Raw genomic sequence first — 19,868 nt, 5'->3', positions numbered from 1 at the left:
ATAGGAAGTGGCCAGTGAGCCCGGCTCCGAGAACTACCCAGCGGCCTTCCGGTGGCGCCGATTGGCGAGATGTTCCGATGGCACCGGTGATGCTCCTGTTTGGCCCTGAAGACTTCATTGCCAGCCGGGCCACCGATGACGTCCGCCGAAAATTGCGGGCTCAGGATCCGGCCATTGAACTGACCTCGCTCGATGCTGCTGCTTACACGGCGGGCAAATTGAGCATGGTTGCCAGCCCTTCGCTGTTCAGTGAACCCAAGCTCATTGAGGTGGCCGGTCTGGCCAGTATGAGCGATGATTTCTCGCAGGACGCTTTGGCCTACATCAAGGATCCCGCCCCGGATGTCACCCTACTGTTGACCCACAGTGGAGGCACCCGGGGGAAGAAACTGCTGGATGCTTTGAAGGCCCTGGGAGTTCCTCGCATTGAGTGCCAGCCGCTGAAAAAAGATGCCGAGAAGTCGCAGTTTGTCAGTGCGGAGTTCTCGTTGAATAAGCGCAGAATCGATGCGCAGGCCGTCCGCGCCTTGGTGGCAGCCGTGGGCGCAAGCTTGTCGGAGTTAGCGGCTGCCTGTTCCCAGCTGATCGCTGACACCACCGGCATGGTTAGCAGCGACGACGTCGATAAATATTATGGTGGCCGAGTCGAGGCCACCGCTTTTCGGGTCGCGGACGCTGCTCTTGCCGGTAATGCCCCCGTGGCCTTGTCCGCGCTCAGGCATGCCCTTGCCACTGGAGTGGATCCAGTGCCACTAGTAGCGGCGTTGGCTATGAAGGTGCGGCAGGTGGCCAAGGTATATTTGCTACGCGGAAGTTCCGCCCAGCTTGCCCGCGATCTCGGCATGAGCCCGTGGCAGGTGGATGCAGCACGTCGCGATGCTGGCCATTGGAGCGGTCCGGCGCTGGTGACAGCCATCAAGGTATTGGCCGAGGCCGACGCCCAGGTCAAAGGTGCGGCCAAAGATCCGGTCTACGCAGTGGAACGCGCCGTGACTGTGATTGCTACGGCGGCCAGGCGCTAGGGCTCCCGGCGCTAGAGTTGAGGCCGGCTTATAGCTCAGAACCCGCCAGACTTGAACCCCGTTAGAGCAGCATCCGCCAACCTGTGTTGGCCACTAACCCGCATCTGCTCTAGCGGACTCTCTCAATGGTGGCTTAAACAATGAAGGACCCTCACCAAAATGGCGAGGGTCCAACATTTGAGTTGCGAAGCGGGTCGGCTTAGCTTAGAGGGCGTTAACCTTCGCAGCGAGACCTGACTTGCGGTTGGCAGCGTTGTTGGCGTGCAAAACGCCCTTGCTGACAGCCTTGTCCAGCTTGCGGCCGGCATTCACCAGTGCGGCTGCTGCTGCATCCTTGTCGCCTGCGATTACTGCCACGTTTACTGCACGGACAGCAGTCTTGACGCCTGAACGAACGGCGAGGTTGCGCTGACGCGACTTCTCGTTGGTCAGGATGCGCTTCTTCTGAGACTTGATATTAGCCACGATGTATAACTCTCTTTTGATACGTAAATTCGGTCGTAGAGGGCGTAGCTTGGCCGTCGACAGCGGCGTGGGGATGCTCGAATTATGGTGAACGTCTGGCCAAGCTGTTGCATCCGCCGACCTGCACGGATACACACAAGGAACAACTTTATCAGATTTTGCCCCACAACTGGCCCGTCAGCGCGCGCAGCTTACTTCCAGCCGTGTCGCTGGCGTAGACCGGTAGCTACGGCGCTGAACCGCTTCTTCTCGAGGACGGCTCCTTCGCGGCGCAAATCACGGGCGGAGACCTGCAGAATTCGGTTCAGCTTCACTTCGCTGTCCCGTCCTTGCTTATCCCAGGACCCGGAGCCAATATCGATGTAGTCGTTGTCGCCGCGACGGTTGTTGTCGTGGTCCTTACTCGTCATCATCAGAGCCAGCAGATATTTCCCGGACTTGCCCACAATGAGAACGGGCCGATCCTTGCCTTGGCTGTGGTCTTCTTCATAGGGAACCCACGTCCACACAATCTCACCAGGGTCCGCCGCGCCGTCGGGCTTGGGGGAATAGGCCACGGAGGCTGTCCCGCGGAAGTCTCCTGGGTAAGGGGCGCTGAGTCCGGTGGTGGGGGAGCCCGACGTCGGGCGGGCGGCGGGGCGGCCTGCTGGTCTTGCGCTTGAGGAGCCAGACGGCTTGGGAGTCGATGTCTTATGGCCGGTCCTGCTTTTGGGGGAGGTTTTCCTGGGGCTTAGAAGCGCCCCTGCCAGAGACCGGAGGAACTTGAAAATGTGCTCGGAAGTCGATGCCATGGTTTCTAGGGTAACGAATACCAGAGCTCTTGAGGGTGGTGCGTTCTGCCGTGGCGGGGTAAACGTGGGAGACTTGATGGCAATGAGTGTCCGCCTGTCTAACACGCGGCCATAACCCCTGCACGGTTCGGCGCATCAGCCGTTATCCCTGCGTTCATGCAACAGTAAGGAACCCTAGTGTCACCCATGGCCCGCACTGCCCCGGTGCCCGCCCAGACCGATCCGGCGATCATCAGGAATTTTTGCATCATCGCCCACATCGACCACGGCAAGTCCACCCTGGCCGATAGGATGCTCCAGCTCACCGGAGTGGTTCAGCAGCGTGACATGAAGGCACAATACCTTGACCGCATGGACATTGAGCGCGAACGCGGCATCACCATCAAGTCACAGGCTGTTCGTATCCCGTGGGAAGTTGATGGCACGGCATACTGCCTCAACATGATCGACACCCCGGGCCACGTTGACTTCACCTATGAAGTTTCCCGTTCTCTAGCCGCTTGCGAAGGTGCCATCCTGCTGGTGGATGCCGCGCAGGGTATTGAGGCTCAGACTCTGGCCAACCTGTACTTGGCCATGGAGAACAACCTCACCATCATTCCGGTCTTGAACAAGATTGATCTCCCGGCCGCGCAGCCTGAGAAGTATGCTGCCGAGCTGGCCAACCTCATCGGTGGCAAGCCCGAGGATGTGTTGATGGTGTCCGGCAAGACCGGGGCCGGTGTGGAAGAGCTGTTGGATCAGATTGTTCGTGATCTGCCGGCACCCAAGGGTGACCCAAACGCTCCGGCACGCGCCATGATCTTCGACTCCGTGTACGACACCTACCGCGGCGTGGTCACCTACGTCCGCGTCATTGACGGCAGTCTGAGCCCGCGCGAAAAAATTCAGATGATGTCCACCCGCGCCACGCACGAGCTGTTGGAAATCGGTGTCAGCTCGCCTGAACCCAAGCCTTCCACTGGTTTGGGTGTGGGCGAGGTGGGCTACCTGATCACGGGTGTGAAGGATGTTCGCCTGTCAAAGGTTGGTGACACTGTCACCACCTTCCATAAGCCCGCCACCGAAGCGTTGGCCGGTTACCACGACGCCAAGCCCATGGTCTTTTCCGGCCTGTACCCCATGGACGGTACGGATTACCCCGTGCTCCGCGACGCGCTGGAAAAGCTCATGCTCAATGATGCTGCGCTCATTTACGAACCCGAGACATCGGCTGCGCTGGGTTTCGGTTTCCGTGTTGGCTTCCTGGGCTTGTTGCACTTGGAAATCACCCGTGAGCGCCTGGAACGCGAACACAATCTGGACTTGATCTCCACTGCCCCCAACGTGGAGTACGAGGTCACGTTGGAAGACAAAAAGGTTGTGCACGTTACCAACCCCAGCGAATACCCCTCGGGCAAGATTGCCGAAGTCCGCGAGCCCATGGTCGCCGCAACCATTCTGGCTCCCACCGAGTTTGTTGGCGCCATCATGGAGCTGTGCCAGACGCGCCGAGGCATTCTAGGTGGCATGGACTACCTTTCCGAGGACCGCGTCGAGATCCGCTACCGCCTGCCGCTGGCTGAAATTGTCTTCGACTTCTTTGACATCTTGAAGTCCAAGACACGGGGCTACGGCTCACTGGATTGGAAGGCCGACGGCGATCAGGTCGCCGATCTGGTCAAGGTCGACATCCTTCTTCAGGGCGAACAAGTTGACGCATTCTCCGCCATCACGCACCGCGAAAAGGCCTACGCCTACGGTGTCATGATGACCGGCAAGCTGCGTGAGCTCATCCCGCGCCAGCAATTCGAGGTGCCCATTCAGGCAGCTATTGGTGCACGCATCATCGCCCGCGAAAGCATTCGCGCCATCCGCAAGGACGTTCTGGCCAAATGCTACGGTGGCGATATTTCGCGTAAGCGCAAGCTCCTCGAAAAGCAGAAGGAAGGTAAGAAGCGCATGAAGATGGTGGGACGTGTAGAAGTCCCGCAGGAAGCCTTCATCGCCGCCTTGACCACCAGTGAATCCCCCAAGGACAAAGCAAAGAAGTGAGACCCTCTGCGCTACCCCTCGGGGATCCGGCTCCGGCCGACGGCGTCCTGCCCGCGCAGGCCGCTGTCGGTGCGACGAGCCGCAAATTTAGCCTGTACGCGCACATTCCCTTTTGCGCTGTGCGCTGCGGCTACTGCGATTTCAACACCTACACGGCTACTGAGCTCGGCGGTGGCGCATCCCAGGATGCCTACGCCGGAACCGCTGTGCGAGAGGTGGAATTTGCTGCCCGTGCCATGGTGGCCTCGGGCCTTCCATCGAGGAAGCTGAGCACAGTCTTCTTTGGCGGCGGCACACCCACTCTGTTGCCGGCCAGTGATCTCACCAGCATCTTGGGCGCTGCCATTGAGCAGTGGGGCATTGAGGATGGCGCCGAGGTGACCACCGAGGCTAACCCGGATTCGGTTACCCGTGAGTCTCTGCAAGAATTGTTCGACGGCGGATTCACTCGCGTATCCTTCGGCATGCAATCGGCTGTACCGCACGTGCTCAAAGTGCTGGACCGAACCCATAACCCGGACAAGGTCCCGCAGGCGGTTGCTTGGGCGCGTGAGGTTGGTCTGCGCGTGAGCGTTGATTTGATCTATGGGACGCCGGGGGAGAGCTTCGTGGACTGGGAAACCTCGGTGCGCACCGCGTTGAGTTACGAGCCGGACCACATTTCTGCCTATTCCCTGATCGTAGAGGAAGGCACCAAGCTCGCTGCCCAGATTCGCCGCGGTCAGGTCCCCAATATTGACGATGACGACCACGCCGCCAAATATGAACTAGCTGACAGGCTCTTTCAAGAGGCAGGTTTGTCTTGGTATGAGGTCAGTAACTGGTCCAGGACACCGCAAGACGCATGTCAGCACAACCTGGCCTACTGGCGCGGGGATGACTGGTGGGGGATTGGGCCAGGCTCCCACTCGCACATGGGTGGCGTGCGCTGGTGGAACGTCAAGCACCCCACGGCTTATGCAAACCGTCTCGACAACGGCGATTCCCCGGCAGCAGGTCGTGAAACCCTCGACGCTGATACCCGTGAGCTGGAACGGATCATGCTGGTCTCTAGGTTGAATGAGGGCCTGGAGATTTCGACGCTGTCTCCGGCTGCCCGCAAGGCAGTTGCTGGACTCATTGCGGGAGAACTCATTGACCCGGTGAAAGCCTTCGCCGGTACTCTGGTGCTGACTCTCAAGGGCCGGCTATTGGGTGACGCCGTCACTCGCGCGCTACTGGATTAGCTGGTAAAAAAGGGGTCTAGCTCTCAGCGAGCTAGACCCCTTCGGTGCTTAATGCAGCAACTCATGAAAAAGCATTAATTGATCAGGCGCGGATTCCACGGGTAGCGGTACGGCTGGCCGTTGTTGACCCGCACGGCGCCAATGATGGAGAAGACTGTCAAGAAAGCCCAGATTAGCAGTGCTAGCAGTGAGAAGATGGTGCCGGATCCAGGGCTGATCAGGTGAATCACAAAAGCCGTAATATTCAACAGGACTGCCACAAGAGTGGGGATCAAGGTGAAGTTCAGGGCCTCTTGGGATTCCTGTGCCGTGAAACGGCCACGGGGCGCCATGAACTTGTAAATCAACAGTGACGGGACACAGCCAAGAATTCCGCCACAATGGGACATAAAAGCCCACTGCTTGTCTTCTGACGGTGTGAGCGGCGGCAGGGGTATGTCACCATTGCCGCTATTTTGGTTATTTTGGTTATTTTGGTTCTTCTGGTTGGCCGGTTGGCTCACAGTTTCAGGCCTTTCAGCGTGCGAAGCTACGGGCGTGATAGATCATGGCCCTCACTCTAGGATACTGGTGCGGTCAGGAAATCAATGACTTCCTCGACGCGGCCTAGGAGAGAGGGTTCCAAATCAGAGTATGAACTCACCCGGGAAAGCAATCGCCGCCAGCCTAACCCAACGTCCTCGGCGGTGGTATGGGGCCAGCCAAAAGCTTGGAGGATTCCCGCCTTCCACTCCATAGTTCGCGGGATAACCGGCCACGCAGGGATTCCCAGAGTGGCAGGTTTGATGGCCTGCCAGACATCGACGTAGGGGTGGCCCACGACCAGGACGTTTGCCCTGACCCGAGGGTCCTGCATGAGATTGGCCACAATCCGTGTTTCCTTCGAGCCAGACACCAAATGGTCCACAAGGATGCCCAAACGACGGTTCGGGCCGGGGCCGAAGTCGGCCACGGCGGCCGCTAGGTCATCAATGCCTCGAAGCGGTTCTACAACGATTCCTTCCACCCGCAGATCGTCTCCCCAGACTTTCTCGACGAGTTCGGCGTCGTGCTTGCCCTCCACCCAGATGCGGCTGGCCTTAGCGACCTTGGCGCGGTCGCCCGTGACCTTGACCGATCCTGAGGCGGTGCGCAGGGTCTTTTTGGTTGCCGCCACCGTTGGCGCGATGAGTTCCACTGGCTCGCCTTCGAGCAGGAAGCCGAATCCGAGAGGGAAGGCCCGGATCTTCTCGCGCCGATCGGCAAGTTCCACAATGTGCATGCCCCCGGATTTCTCAAGACGCACCACAGCTCCCACCCAGCCCGTTTGCACGTCTTCAACAACAAGCCCGGAACGGGCCTCCACCTTGGGCAGCACTCGTTCGGGTGGGGCACTGAGATCTTGGGGACCCCACTGATGGTGAGGTACGTCATTGAAATGCATGCAAGAACCTGACTTTTGGTGCTCAAGGCAACGCTCATGGCGAACGCTGCAGGGTGAAAAGCCATGCTATCGCGTGCTGTGCCTAGCCTTGTGGCACGTGCCGTATGGGGGCATGGCGTGTGTGGGCAGGGTGTGAATAAGCCAGGGGTAAGTGCTTGGAAAAAGTATTAGACTTAGCACTTGGTTGGGTAGAGTGCTAATAGAAAAGCTATCAGGAGCCACCGGGCGTGCCTTTTAACGGCCGGATGCGGTGACGATCCAAAGAACATGCAGTAAAGAACATGCAGTGAAGATGCGATGGCGGAAAGGAGGTGCTGAGAATGAGTGAACCTCGGAGATTGGAAGTTCTGCGGGCTATTGTCGAAGACTATGTGCATTCACGTGAGCCTGTTGGCTCCAAAGCGTTAGTGGAACGGCATCATCTGGGCGTCTCCAGTGCCACCATCCGCAATGACATGGCCGCTTTGGAAGAGGAGGGGCTGATTACCGCTCCGCACACCAGTTCCGGGCGTATCCCCACTGACAAGGGCTACCGTCTTTTCGTGGACCAGCTGGCATCGGTGAAGCCACTTTCAGCCGCCGAGCGGCGCGCTATCTCCGTGTTACTGGACGGTCCAACTGATCTTGACGACGTCTTGGAACGCACAGTTCGAACGCTGGCACAGCTGACCAACCAAGTTGCAGTAGTTCAGTACCCGCGCACTACTGCATCCACGGTGCGGCACATCGAGTTCGTTTCGTTGGCAGCCCACCGAGTGCTGGTGGTGCTGATCCTAGCCTCGGGCAAAGTGGAACAAAACGTGATTGACCTTGGCGCGGCCGTGGATGAGGAGGTCCTCGCTAATCTGCGAAGAGTCTTCATGGCCAGCCTCAATGGATTGACCGTGGCCCAGCTTCCGGCAGCGGTGGTGAGGATTCCACTGGACGTACCGGCAACAGAGCAGGCAGCGGCGGCCCGGTTGGCCCAAGGACTGGCACTGCTGGCACACAACGCTCGAGAAGACCGCATCGTCATGGCAGGGACAGCTAATCTGGCCCGCTCCAACAATGACTTCCCCCTGAGCATTGGCCCCGTCTTGGACGCACTGGAGGAACAAGTGGTGCTGCTGCGGCTGCTGGAAGCAATGGCTCAGGACTCGTTGGGCATGGCTGTGGTCATTGGCCGTGAAAACCCGCACGATTCCCTGGCAGAAGCTTCCGTGGTGGCCACCAGTTACGTGCGTGGCGAAAACGCCAAACTCGGAGTGGTCGGTCCTACCCGGATGGACTACCCCAACACTATGGCCAGCGTTCGCGCCGTGGCCCAGTACTTATCGAGAATTTTGGCTGGCTAAACGGCCACCGATTCAACAAAGGAAAGCAACACTTTGAGCAACCATTACGATGCATTGGGCGTCGCCCGCGACGCAACGGCCGAGGAAATTAAGAAGTCCTACCGCAAACTTGCCCGCAAGTTACATCCGGACGTCAACGACGCCCCGGATGCCCAGGACCGTTTCAAGGCCGTCACACACGCCTACGAGGTACTGTCGGACCCGCAGAAGCGCCGTGTTTACGACACCACAGGCAATGAAAACGGCAACGACGCTGGCGGCGGGGGCGGTGGAGGCTTTGGTGGTGAAGGATTCGCCTTCCAAGACATCTTTGAGACCTTCTTCGGCGGTTCCGGAGGCGGTGGCGGCGGACGCGGTCCCGCATCACGCATGCGCCGTGGCCAAGACGCCCTCATCACTGTGCGCGTGGAACTTCGCGAAGCGGTGTTCGGCGTCAACAAAAAGCTCGAAATCGACACAGCCATCACCTGCCCCACCTGTGAAGGCAGCTGCTGCCGCCAGGGTACCTCACCAACCACCTGCGATATTTGCCACGGTGCTGGCCAAGTCCAGCGACCCATGCGCTCCATTCTTGGCAACGTCATGACGCTGGCCACCTGCAACTCCTGCCAGGGCTTCGGCACCATGATCATTGACCCCTGCAACGAATGCATGGGCGAAGGCCGCGTCCGCGACCGCCGAACCCTGACCATTAAGGTTCCTGCCGGTGTGGGCACGGGCACTCGTATCCAGCTAGCCAATCAAGGTGAAGCTGGTCCCGCCGGCGGCCCCTCGGGCGATCTGTATGTGGAAATGAAGGTCAACAACGACCCGAACTTCATGCGTGAAGGCGACGATCTGCACGCTACTCTCAGCGTCCCCATGACCGCTGCCGCGTTGGGCACCGAGTTGAACTTTGAAACCTTCGACGGCGAACAGCCCATCAGCATCAAGCCTGGAACCCAGGCTGGAGAAGTCATCAACCTGCGCAACCTGGGTGTCACCCACCTGCGCGGATTCGGCCGCGGAGACTTGAAGGTGCACGTCCACGTGGAAACACCGACCAAGCCCGACGCCGAGCAGGAAGCTCTCTTGAAGCAGCTCGCCGCCCTGCGCGGGGAAACCTTCAGCGAAGGAAAGCTTGTCGCCAGTGGAGGCATGTTCGCCAAGCTGCGTGACAAGCTCGGCAACCTCTAAGCGCCATGAGTAATCCAGTCTTCTTCGCCGACCCCGCAGAGCTTGCCGGGCTTCTCCCCGGCTCGAGCTACACCCTCGGCGGTGACGAAGGCCGGCACGCCACCACCGTCAAGCGGCTCTCTCAGGGCGAGCCAGTTGACCTGTGCGACGGCGCAGGGTTGCGTTTGACCTGCATCGTCAGCACCGCTGAGAAGGGGCTGCTGACGGTGCAGGTCGTGGAAGTTCTCCATGAAGATGCTCAGCCCATTACCTTCACCTTGATCCAGGCACTTGCCAAGGGAGACCGGGATGAGCTGGCCATTGAAATGGCCACAGAACTTGGCATTGATGAGGTGGTGCCGTGGCAGGCAGAGCGTTCCATTGTGCGCTGGAAGATGGACAAAGCCGTCAAAGGGCCACAGAAGTGGCGGCAGGTCGTTGCCGCGGCGGCCAAGCAAGCGCGGCGTTCCAGTATCCCGGAGGTCGGCGCGCTGCTTGGAACGGCAGGAGTATGCGAACAGATCGCAGCTGCCAATCTTGCCTTAATCTTGCACGAAGACGCCACAGATTCGGTGGCAGCAGTTGCCCGTCAATGGCAGGATTCGATGGCTGAGCTTCCAGTAGGAGATGTCAGTGGCGACGGTAGCGGTACAACAACCGCGGTGCCCCAAAAGGTAGTCATGATCGTGGGCCCTGAAGGTGGCATGAGTGCTACCGAAGTTGAGGCGTTCACAAAAGCTGGGGCACGAACTGCACTCTTGGGCCACCATGTCCTGCGCTCATCGACTGCCGGACCCGCCGCCGTCGTACTTCTGAGTCAAGAGCTGGGACGCTGGTCCCCACGTCCTCCCACGACTCGCTAGCTCGTCGCGGGTTCCTCGGACGCGTGGGCCCAGCACGGCCTCCACAAGTTGCTGGCTCGTCGCGGGTTCCTCGGACGCGTGGGCCCAGCACGGCCTCCACAAGTTGCTGGCTCGTCGCGGGTCCCTCGGACGCGTGGGCCCAGCACGGCCTCCACAAGTTGCTGGCTCGTCGCGGGTCCCTCGGACGCGTGGGCCCATTAGCGCGGCAGCACCAAAGCTCTTAGTACCTTAAGGGTTAGCGATAGTGACGAGTTTGGTGTCGAGCCCGATCTTACGTCCTGGCTGCAAAGGGTCATCGATGAAAATCGAGAGCTGGTAGGTTCCAGGCGGAGGAACCAAATTGAAGGTGAACTCGCCTAGTTCGTTGGGACCCTGCGGAATCTTCACGGTCCCGCTGAGGTACTCCCCGGACACTGAACCGTCCTTCATGAGCGACAAGGACCATGCCAAGGTGCCAGTTGGGGACACGCCCTGACCAGTGACCTTCAAAGGGAGGTCTTTGTACGTGGTGCCATGGCTCGGGTCTATGATCCACACGGGGGCCACGAAGGTGGGGTTGCGGGTCATTGGCTTGTCCAGCGGGACGTGACCGAACGCTTTATAACCGGTGTGCCCGTCAACCAGCACGGACACCTGGATGGGTGTGCTGGTGTCAACGAGACCTGACATCGCGGCAGCGGCCGTGGCGGTGTAGATGAGTTGCGAGATCGAACGCTCCGCGAGGCCGGCGTCGACCTTTGCTCCGAAGGCGTCAGACGAGACGTCAATCGTGATGACGTTTTTGGCAGAGATGGACGCGCCCAATCGTGAAGGTTCGTTCCAGAGCGAGAAATAGTCTGGGTCCAAGGGTTTGCCGCTCATCATGGTCCGCAGAGCGGAAACGATCGGCTCATCGGCACTATTTGAGGATCGGAATTCCCGGTAGAGGAACACGTCGTCGTTACTGCGGCCCAACCAGTAGACCGGCAAAGTTTCAGAAGCTGTGGCGGTTTCCAACGGTGCACTAGTAACCATACCGGCCGAGGACGAGGCCATCGTGGCTGGCATCGTCATGGGAGGCTTCCCGCCGTCACCCGAGGTGCAGCCGCCTAGGAGCAGTGACAACGACAAAGCGACAATGGCAATCTTGTCGACGGCGCGCAATTTATCCACATTTCGCTGCGCCCGAGCCTCACGGGCGGCGCAGGGGCCGATCCGGGGTTTAGGCGCAGGATGGAAGGCAGACATGGGGAGCTATCTCGCAGTTTCTATTGACGATGATGTTTTCAGGTCCCATTCCTGGTCGGAATCGGGTCGTTCCAAGCATCCCCACAAGGCTTTGAACCCTTTCTAGCTTGGCACAGGGGGCTGTGCAGATGGGCTGTAATTGGCCTGTTGGCGAGAACTGAAACCGTATCGAAACACTTCTACGCTGATAAAGGAAAAAGTTGCACAACGGCGAAGCGGAACGCCACAGGGGCAGAGAGAGCGCCAACTATGTACGGAGAACAGTGACAATTCAGGTATTAGCGGCGGTACTAATCTCAGGGTGTGCACTAGAATTGATTTCACATAGATATCGAAGGAATTCCGGTAGAGCATACCGGTAAACCCAAGGAGAGATTTCAGGCCCCGACGGGCCGGACTTATGGTAGAAACAACAGCAAACCACGGTGGTCAAGTCCCCGATGAGGGGCCCGGTCACCGCTTCCCTTACTCCGTTGATGGCACGCGCACTGAGCTTGTCCATTTCCGCTCCACGGAGCAGATGGTGGCCACTCTGGGGGCCGAAGATGAAGGCTTGCGCATAGTCGAAAACCTTTACCCCGGAATTTCTTTTCTGGCCCGCGGCAACGTGCTCACCATCACCGGCCCTGCCGCCGTAGTTCCACGCATTATGCACCTGTTGGAAGAAGCCCGGGGCATGGTGGCGCGTAACAGCCCTATGACTGCGGACATCTGGGAGCAACTAGTAGCAATGCTCAAAGCGCGTCCTGAAGTTTCTGTTGTCGATATCCTCAGCCACGACATCGTGTCCAGCCGGGGCCGCACCATCCGGCCCAAAACGGCGAATCAAAAGGACTATGTTGACGCCATTGACCGCAATACCGTGGTCTTTGGCATCGGTCCGGCTGGAACTGGAAAGACCTATTTGGCCATGGCCAAAGCAGTCCAGGCTCTTCAGCACAAGGAAGTCAGCCGAATCATCCTCACCCGCCCCGCAGTAGAGGCCGGGGAACGGTTGGGATTCTTGCCAGGCACCCTCTACGACAAAATTGACCCGTACCTGCGCCCGCTTTACGACGCCCTGAACGAGATGCTGGATCCAGAAACGGTTCCACGTCTGATGGCGGCCGGAACCATTGAAGTGGCGCCACTGGCTTATATGCGCGGACGTACTTTGAACGATGCCTTCATTATTTTGGATGAAGCCCAAAACACTACTCCGGAGCAGATGAAAATGTTTCTGACCCGGTTGGGGTTTGGTTCCAAGATTGTGGTGACTGGCGATATCACCCAAGTTGATCTGCCCTCTGGGACAAAATCGGGTCTGCGGGTAGTCAAGGAAATTCTCGAGGACGTTGACGATATCCACTTTGCCGTTTTGGACGCCACTGATGTGGTGCGCCACCGCCTTGTAGGCGCAATAGTCAGCGCCTACAACAGCTGGGATGAAGCCCATCCTAGCCCCACGACACCGAAGGACAGCACGTCACGATGAGCATCGAAATCAACAATGAGTCTGGTGTTCAGGCAGCCGAAGAAGAGCTGGTTAAGCTCATCCGGCACATTCTCACCGCCATGCACCTGCACCCGCAAACCGAAGTTTCGGTGATTCTGGCGGATCTGGAAACCATGGAGAAACTCCACATCGAATGGATGGACGAGCCCGGTCCCACCGACGTGTTGTCCTTCCCTATGGATGAGCTCCGTCCAGGGACGGCGGGAGACCCAACTCCTGCTGGGCTGCTTGGCGATATTGTCTTGTGCCCGGCGGTTGCCCAAGATCAGGCTGTGGCCGCAGGTCACTCCATGGATGAGGAACTGCTGCTGCTAACCACCCACGGCATGTTGCATCTGATGGGTTACGACCACCGTGAACCTGAGGAAAAAGAAGAGATGTTCGGTATCCAGCGTGAACTCCTTTCCGGCTTCCTAGGAAAGGAAGCCCCCCAGGAGACCACGCAGTGACCTTAGTTTTTCTCCCTGTCATGGGGATTCTGTTCACGGTCATCGCCGCGTTCCTGACAGCCGTTGAATCGGCGTTGAGCTTCTTTCCCCGCCATGATTCAGAAACGATCACCGCGCACCGGCGCGGCGCTTCCATGGATAAGGTCCTGGGCGATCCGCTCGCGCACCTGAATGCCCTGAAGTTCTGGAGGGTGTGGTCAGAGATGGCGGCGGCCGTAGCCGTGGCGATCTTTTTTGTGCGCATTCTCGAGAATGAATGGATTGCCGGGCTCATTGCCACCATCATCATGGCCTTTTTGGGGTTCATGATTGTGGGCGTTTCACCGCGGCGCTTGGGCCGGCTCCACGCCGGTGCCCTGGTGGGGCGCACCGCGTGGTTAGTGCACTTATTGCGCCGTGTTCTGGGACCCATCCCGGAATGGTTGAACCGGCTTGGCGCGGCCTTGACCAAGGACGCTCCGGCAGCTGACGAAGGATTTGTCAGCGAAGAGGAGTTCCGGGAATTCGTAGACCGTGCCAGCGAAGCCGACATGATTGAGGACAACGAAGCGGAACTGATCCACAGCGTGATTGATATGGGTGAAACCATGGTCCGTGCGGTCATGGTTCCACGCACTGACATCCTCAGTATTGAACAAGATGCCACCCTAGAAAATGCTCTGGACGCCTTCTTGACCTCGGGGTACTCACGTATCCCGGTCATTGGCGAGAGCACTGACCATATTCTCGGAATCCTGTATTTGAAGGATCTCGTGGCCACCCTGCACCGCAATAGTGAGATGCAGACCCAGCCCACCGTAGAACAACTCACCCGAAATGTCCGTTATGTTCCCGAGTCCAAACCGGTGGATGTGCTCCTGAAAGAACTCCAGGTAGAACACACTCACGTGGCCATCGTGGTGGATGAATACGGTGGAACGGCTGGACTCGTCACGCTCGAGGACCTCATTGAGGAAATCGTTGGTGACATTGCAGACGAGTATGATTCAGTGTCCCCTGATGTGCAAACCCTTGCTGAAGGGCGCTTCAGGATCACGGCCCGAATGGCTGTCGATGAACTGGGTGAGCTGTTCGGCAAAGACCTGGACGACGACGAAGTGGACACCGTAGGTGGTCTCCTCGCTAAGCATTTGGGCAGGATCCCCATGGTGGGGGACACCGTTGAGGTGTCCGGGCTGACCTTGCAAGCAGAACGTAAAGAATCACAGCGGAATCGCATCAGCCACGTGATCGCCAGCCAGGGTTTCACTACCAACAGTCCTGCTAGCAACACTGTTGCCAGTAGAGCGCCGGAGACGGACACTGGCATCAGTACACAAACACAAGCTATTGCGCCTCTTGACGAGGTGTCCAATGATCAAAAAACTAGGAGCAACCATGAGTAAGTCGAATAAGAAACTGGCTATGCCTGCTCCCAAGGGCGACGGTTTCCGAGCAGGATTTGCTGTTCTAGCCGGGCGTCCAAATGCCGGTAAATCAACGCTGACCAACGCTTTGGTAGGCCAAAAGGTTGCCATCACCTCAGCCAAGCCGCAAACCACCAGGCATACCATCCGAGGTCTGGTCCACCGGGAAACCTTCCAACTAGTTCTCGTGGACACCCCGGGTCTGCACCGTCCGCGTACCTTGCTGGGCAAACGCCTGAACGATTTGGTAGCCGACACTTTGGCCGAAGTCGATGTGATTGGTTTCTGCCTCCCAGCCAATGAAAAGATTGGCCCCGGTGACAGGTTTATCGCCCAACAGCTGGCCAATGTTGGCAAGAAGCCGGTCATTGCCATTGTGACCAAGACAGACACGGTGGACCGTCAGGCCGTCACTGACCAGCTCATTGCGGTTGATCGACTGGGACGGGAAATCTTTGGCGAATCTGGTTTTGCTGCCGTCATCCCGGTGTCAGCCGTAGAGGATTTCCAGGTGGAAACATTGGCAGGGGTACTTGCCGAGTTCATGCCCGTTTCTCCGGCTCTGTACCCCGATGGTCACCTCACCGATGAGCCCGAAGCCATCATGGTGGCCGAGCTGATCCGCGAGGCCGCTCTCGAAGGTGTCCGCGACGAGCTGCCCCACTCCCTGGCCGTGGTTGTTGAAGAGATACTGCCCCGAGAAGGACGCACCGAGGACAACCAGTTGTTGGATGTGCGGGTCAACCTCTATGTGGAACGACCGTCTCAGAAAGCCATCATCATCGGTAAGGGTGGGGCTAGGCTGCGCGACGTTGGCACCACAGCTCGGAAGGGGATCGAGGCTCTGCTGGGTACCAAGATCTATCTGGACCTGCATGTCAAGGTGGCCAAAGACTGGCAGCGTGACCCGAAGCAACTGGTCAAGTTGGGCTTCTAGTCAGGGTTGCTAAAGCTAGCCCCTAGGTAGGGGTTAGTGACTCGAATGGTGGGCGTGGCGGTCTGATGGGCCGCCACGCAACTTTTTTGTGTTCCGTACTGGGCGAACGTGTGGCTTTGGGGATGTTCCCAGTCTTCGCCGCTAAACTCGTGAGAGTTAATATCCATAGTGAAAGGTTTGTTCATGGGGCGACGCCGTGCCGAAACGGGAGCAGCTAAGGCTGCTGGCACCCCACGGAGTGGACCTGAGCACCCTAGCGGAGTTATCAACCCAGTAGAGCCTGCTGGTAGGCACTACCGCCCGCACCAGAAAGCGCCGCTCTGGCTGCGCATTGCCGCACTGACACTATGCAGTGCTCTGGTCATTGGTGTTGGTACGGCAGGGGTGTTGTTCTATAAGTTGCAGAGTAATGTCACTACAGCACCCTTGGATGGACGCCTGCCCAACGGGTCCAACAATGGTTCATCCATTGAAGACACCGGTTCCTTGCAGATCCTGATTCTGGGAACCGATACCCGAGACGGCAAGAACAGCCAATACGGTACTCAAGAGGACTCCGCCGGACCGGGACAATCCGATGTCATGTTGTTGATGGATATTTCCGCCGACAATAGCCGGGTCTCTGTGACTAGCTTCCCTCGAGATTTGGTGGTCCCCATTCCCGATTGTGTCTCGGCCAAAACATCTGAGACGGTTTACGGTTCTCCCGCTGGACAGCTCAATGGCGCATTGCAGGCCGGACCTGGCTGTACCGTTGCCGCGATCAATGACATGACCGGATTGACCATTGACCATTTCATGTTGGCAGACTTCACTGCAGTCAAAGAACTCTCCACAGCGCTGGGCGGGGTCGAAGTATGTGTCGACCATGCAATGTATGACGACAACGGTTCCTTCCTGCGACTCCCAGAAGGCAACAGTCTGGTTGAAGGAGAGCAAGCCCTAGCCTTCCTAAGGACCCGCCATGCCTTCGGTGAATCCGGGGATCTGGACCGGATCAAGGCGCAGCAGTACTTCCTTGGATCGATGGTGCGTAAGGTCAAGAGTGAAGGTACGCTGACCAATCTGCCCAGACTGTACACTCTAGCTGATGTGGTGACGAAGAACCTTACGATCGATGAGAACTTGGCCAGCATCCCCTCCATGATCAGTATCGCTACGCGTCTCGCGAAGATCGACCTCGCCAAAGTGTCCTTTGTGACGGTTCCAACTGAGCCGTACGTGGCCGACAATAATCGCGTACAACTCCAACAACCGCAGGCTAGCCAATTCTTCGCGGCCTTGCGCCATGACACGGACCTGACCGCCTCGCCGACACCTACTTCCAGTCCCACTGGTAGTACCTCATCCAGCAGTCCGTCAGCTGAAACTCCAGCCGCTAGCCAAAGTCCCGAGGCTCCGGCGTATGAAAAGGCCCTGCAGCCCATCAGTGTGGTCAATGCCACGGCAATTGTTGGCCGTTCGATTGAGCTGGTGCAGGCCCTTGCTGCGGATGGGTTTAGCAATGCGTGGCAGGCAGGGGATGTCCCCGCGGTCAGTGAGACACAGCTGCTGTACGGCGCTGACATGGCCGATGTGGCGGCAGACTTGGCCACGAAGTTCAAGCTTCCTCCAGCAGCCGTGCAGTTTGATGCCACGGTGACAGGCATCAGTCTCGTGGTGGGTGCTGATTGGGTCTCTGGCCAGGAATACGGCACGATCGTGGTGCCCGAGAACATCGTGGCCAGCACCGCCGAAGAAGATGCTGGCTGCATGACGGTTAACCCGCTTTACTACACGTATTAGCAGACTGACTGGATAGCAGAGCAACTGGAGCATTGGTCCGCGAAAAGAAGACAAAGAGGGCTGGCACAGTTCGCGAAACATTTCTTCGCGAACAGTGCCAGCCTTCTATGCTTGTGGCCCGTTCTAGTCCGCTAGTTTCTTACCAGATGCTTACGCGGTCTGCTGGCTCCAGCCACAGTTGATCATCGGCGGTAGTTCCGAAGGCCGTATGGAAAGCGTCCAAGTTACTAACCACTGCATTGCACCTCAGCTCTGCGGGGGAGTGTGGGTCAACAGTGAGACGCCGCACGGCTTCCTCGTGACGAATCTTGGTGCGCCAGCATTCGGCCCACGAGTAGAAGAAACGCTGAGCCCCTGTCAGACCATCAATGGTGGGTGAGCTGCTGCCGTTAAGGCTGAGCTGATAGGCCTTGTATCCGATCGCCAAACCGCCAAGGTCGCCAATATTCTCGCCCAAGGTGAGTTCACCGTTGACGAACTCTTCCGGGGCGGCCATGGGGGACAAGGAGTTGTATTGTTGCACCAATTTCTGGGTGAGGTTTTCAAAAGCTGCACGGTCGTCGTCTGTCCACCAATTACGCAGGGCACCGGAGCCATCAAACTGGGAACCTTGGTCATCGAAACCGTGACCAATCTCGTGACCGATAACGGCGCCTATTCCGCCATAATTTGCGGCGTCGTCGGCCTCCGCATCGAAGAATGGTGGTTGCAAGATGGCGGCCGGGAAGACCACTTCGTTCATCGTGGGGTTGTAGTAGGCATTAACCGTCTGGGGGGTCATCAGCCACTCTTCGCGGTCAATGGGTGCGCCAATCTTCGCCAGCTGACGGGCCAGCTCAAACGCGTTGCTGCGCTCAATGTTGCCCAGCAGCTCGCCTTCTACAATCTCCAGAGTTGAATAGTCGCGCCATGTGGAAGGGTAGCCAATTTTGGGGGTGAAGGCGGCCAGCTTCTCCAGCGCCTTTTCCTTGGTTTCGCTGCTCATCCACGCAAGATCGGCAATGCTGCTCCGATACGCCTCAATCAGGTTAGCTACTAGGGCTTCCATCCGGGCTTTGTGCGACTCGGGGAAGTGTTTGGCAACGTAAAGCTGGCCTACTGCCTCACCCAGGACTCCTTCAACGAGAGCCACGGCGCGCTTCCAGCGTTCCCTGATGGCCGGGGTGCCGCTAAGGGTGGTGCCGTAGAAGGCAAAGTTAGTGTCCACAAAGTCCTTGGATAAGTAACCCGCGAGACTGGAGATGGTGCGCATGGCTAACCATGCCTGCCAATCGGCGAGTCGCTCTGCCACCAAGAGATGCTGCTGGCCACTAAAGAACTCTGGTGTTGCAACTACCATCTCGCTGCTTTGCTCTTCAGTCACACCCAGTGCATCCAACCAGATCCCCAAGGCGGGCAAGAGAGCCAAAGCTTCAGTGCGGTTCTTGAGGTTGTAGGTCTTCTGGGGGTCCCTGAGCGAGACCTTGTCGAGATGGGTGGCGGCAATTTCGGTTTCCAACTCCATGATGCGCGGTGCCTTGGCGGCGGCGTCAGCGACTCCAGCCAACTCCAACATGGCCTGTACATGTGCCACATAGGAAGTGCGGATCGCCGCGAACTTCTCATCTCGATAGTAGGACTCGTCCGGCAGGCCCAGGCCCGATTGGAAAAGGTGCAGCAGCGCGCGGTCCGGATTTCCGGCGTCGTTGTTCACATAGGCGCCGAACAAGGTGCTCCCGCCAGCTCGATCAAGCTCACCCATTAGCCGGACGAGGGCTTCAATGGAGTCAGCCGAATCGATGGAGCGCAATTTCTCTGCCAAAGGAGCAGCGCCCGCGGCTTCGATGGCGTCTTCATCCATGAAGTCTGAATACAGGGCACCGATCTTGGCGGACAACGCGGGGTTGGCGGCGTCGGGGTTGCCTGCCTCCGTGCCAGCGTGCTCAATGATGGCTTTGACAGCGTCTTCGGATTCATCGCGCAAGGTGATGAAAGATCCGGTGAGTGCCCTGTCCTCAGGGATCACCTCCGCTTCCAGCCAGGCACCGTTGACATGGAGAAATAGGTCATCCTGGGGCCGTGTGCCCGGGTCAATGTGACTGAGATTGATACCGGAGTGAGTCAAATGAATCGGTTCCTCTTCATGGGAGTTCGGGTATTCAGGGTGGTTCAACGCTTCTCAAGGACGTGCTCTCTCGAGCGGCAATGAACTGCAAATGAACTGCAAACGTTGGACTGTTACAAGGTGAACGAACCCACGGGTGAGTTCGTTCACCT

Annotated in this window: 17 protein-coding genes; 11 read left to right on the top strand and 6 right to left on the bottom strand. The window is 58.3% G+C overall.

The genetic code is table 11. The features are described 5' to 3' along the window. Window positions 1-14 precede the first annotated feature (14 nt). Window positions 15-1,022, top strand: coding sequence for a DNA polymerase III subunit delta (holA, locus tag ACX80D_RS06925; RefSeq protein ID WP_459321914.1), 1,008 nt, complete (start codon window positions 15-17; stop codon window positions 1,020-1,022). Between the two features lie 204 nt (window positions 1,023-1,226). Here the strand turns inward: holA and rpsT are convergent, their stop codons facing one another. Together rpsT and ACX80D_RS06915 are read right to left on the bottom strand one after the other, a co-directional pair. After that, window positions 1,227-1,487 carry a 30S ribosomal protein S20 gene (rpsT, locus tag ACX80D_RS06920; RefSeq protein ID WP_104110626.1) on the bottom strand — a complete coding sequence of 87 codons (261 nt, stop codon included), beginning with the start codon at window positions 1,485-1,487 and terminating at the stop codon, window positions 1,227-1,229. A 191-nt stretch (window positions 1,488-1,678) separates the two neighbouring features. Continuing rightward, window positions 1,679-2,278 carry a type II toxin-antitoxin system PemK/MazF family toxin gene (locus ACX80D_RS06915; protein ID WP_459321913.1) on the bottom strand — a complete coding sequence of 200 codons (600 nt, stop codon included), beginning with the start codon at window positions 2,276-2,278 and terminating at the stop codon, window positions 1,679-1,681. Between the two features lie 177 nt (window positions 2,279-2,455). On the opposite strand from ACX80D_RS06915, the gene lepA reads away from it, so the two are divergent. Then, window positions 2,456-4,312: a translation elongation factor 4 gene (gene lepA, locus ACX80D_RS06910; RefSeq protein ID WP_181036138.1), complete on the top strand. Its 1,857-nt coding sequence runs from the start codon at window positions 2,456-2,458 to the stop codon at window positions 4,310-4,312. Beyond that, window positions 4,309-5,538: a radical SAM family heme chaperone HemW gene (hemW, locus tag ACX80D_RS06905; protein ID WP_459321912.1), complete on the top strand. Its 1,230-nt coding sequence runs from the start codon at window positions 4,309-4,311 to the stop codon at window positions 5,536-5,538. Before lepA ends, hemW begins: the two co-directional genes overlap by 4 nt. Window positions 5,539-5,612: 74 nt before the next feature. Here hemW and ACX80D_RS06900 read toward each other — a convergent pair whose 3' ends face one another. Both ACX80D_RS06900 and ACX80D_RS06895 read right to left on the bottom strand, forming a co-directional pair. Continuing rightward, the gene (locus tag ACX80D_RS06900) at window positions 5,613-6,041 is read right to left on the bottom strand and encodes a DUF4870 domain-containing protein (RefSeq protein WP_459321911.1); all 429 of its coding nucleotides are present in this window, start codon (window positions 6,039-6,041) and stop codon (window positions 5,613-5,615) included. A 56-nt stretch (window positions 6,042-6,097) separates the two neighbouring features. After that, window positions 6,098-6,961, bottom strand: a complete 864-nt coding sequence (locus ACX80D_RS06895; RefSeq protein WP_459321910.1) for a DUF3097 domain-containing protein — start codon at window positions 6,959-6,961, stop codon at window positions 6,098-6,100. 320 nt (window positions 6,962-7,281) lie between these two features. On the opposite strand from ACX80D_RS06895, the gene hrcA reads away from it, so the two are divergent. Genes hrcA through ACX80D_RS06880 form a run of 3 tightly spaced genes read left to right on the top strand, consistent with a single transcriptional unit; the run spans window position 7,282 to window position 10,313 of the window. Continuing rightward, window positions 7,282-8,295 carry a heat-inducible transcriptional repressor HrcA gene (gene hrcA, locus ACX80D_RS06890; RefSeq protein ID WP_459321909.1) on the top strand — a complete coding sequence of 338 codons (1,014 nt, stop codon included), beginning with the start codon at window positions 7,282-7,284 and terminating at the stop codon, window positions 8,293-8,295. Window positions 8,296-8,328: 33 nt separating this feature from the next. Next, window positions 8,329-9,471, top strand: a complete 1,143-nt coding sequence (gene dnaJ / locus ACX80D_RS06885; RefSeq protein ID WP_459321908.1) for a molecular chaperone DnaJ — start codon at window positions 8,329-8,331, stop codon at window positions 9,469-9,471. Window positions 9,472-9,476: 5 nt separating this feature from the next. Then, window positions 9,477-10,313 (top strand): 16S rRNA (uracil(1498)-N(3))-methyltransferase, encoded by an 837-nt coding sequence (locus tag ACX80D_RS06880; RefSeq protein WP_459321907.1) that lies wholly within the window; start codon window positions 9,477-9,479, stop codon window positions 10,311-10,313. 228 nt (window positions 10,314-10,541) lie between these two features. On the opposite strand, the gene ACX80D_RS06875 is transcribed toward ACX80D_RS06880, so the two are convergent. Then, a complete protein-coding gene (locus tag ACX80D_RS06875) occupies window positions 10,542-11,540 on the bottom strand; it encodes a GerMN domain-containing protein (RefSeq protein WP_459321906.1) in 999 nt (332 codons plus the stop codon). Between the two features lie 400 nt (window positions 11,541-11,940). On the opposite strand from ACX80D_RS06875, the gene ACX80D_RS06870 reads away from it, so the two are divergent. The 5 genes from ACX80D_RS06870 (at window position 11,941) to ACX80D_RS06850 (ending at window position 17,612) form a co-directional block, all read left to right on the top strand. Continuing rightward, window positions 11,941-13,014, top strand: coding sequence for a PhoH family protein (locus ACX80D_RS06870; protein ID WP_459321905.1), 1,074 nt, complete (start codon window positions 11,941-11,943; stop codon window positions 13,012-13,014). After that, on the top strand, window positions 13,011-13,484 hold the full coding sequence (gene ybeY / locus ACX80D_RS06865; RefSeq protein WP_459321904.1) for an rRNA maturation RNase YbeY: 474 nt from the start codon (window positions 13,011-13,013) through the stop codon (window positions 13,482-13,484). The genes ACX80D_RS06870 and ybeY overlap by 4 nt, the downstream gene beginning before the upstream one ends. Then, a complete protein-coding gene (locus ACX80D_RS06860) occupies window positions 13,481-14,869 on the top strand; it encodes a hemolysin family protein (RefSeq protein ID WP_459321903.1) in 1,389 nt (462 codons plus the stop codon). The genes ybeY and ACX80D_RS06860 overlap by 4 nt, the downstream gene beginning before the upstream one ends. Continuing rightward, window positions 14,862-15,827, top strand: a complete 966-nt coding sequence (gene era, locus ACX80D_RS06855; protein ID WP_459321902.1) for a GTPase Era — start codon at window positions 14,862-14,864, stop codon at window positions 15,825-15,827. The genes ACX80D_RS06860 and era overlap by 8 nt, the downstream gene beginning before the upstream one ends. Window positions 15,828-16,010: 183 nt before the next feature. Continuing rightward, complete coding sequence (locus ACX80D_RS06850) at window positions 16,011-17,612, top strand: LCP family protein (RefSeq protein ID WP_459321901.1); 1,602 nt, start codon at window positions 16,011-16,013, stop codon at window positions 17,610-17,612. A gap of 139 nt (window positions 17,613-17,751) precedes the next feature. On the opposite strand, the gene ACX80D_RS06845 is transcribed toward ACX80D_RS06850, so the two are convergent. Further along, window positions 17,752-19,716, bottom strand: coding sequence for a M13 family metallopeptidase (locus ACX80D_RS06845; protein WP_459321900.1), 1,965 nt, complete (start codon window positions 19,714-19,716; stop codon window positions 17,752-17,754). Window positions 19,717-19,868 lie beyond the last annotated feature (152 nt).

This window comes from Arthrobacter sp. Sr24 (assembly GCF_054511175.1).
Note: the sequence above shows the minus strand (reverse complement) of the source record. Positions and strands in the feature narration are given on the sequence as shown.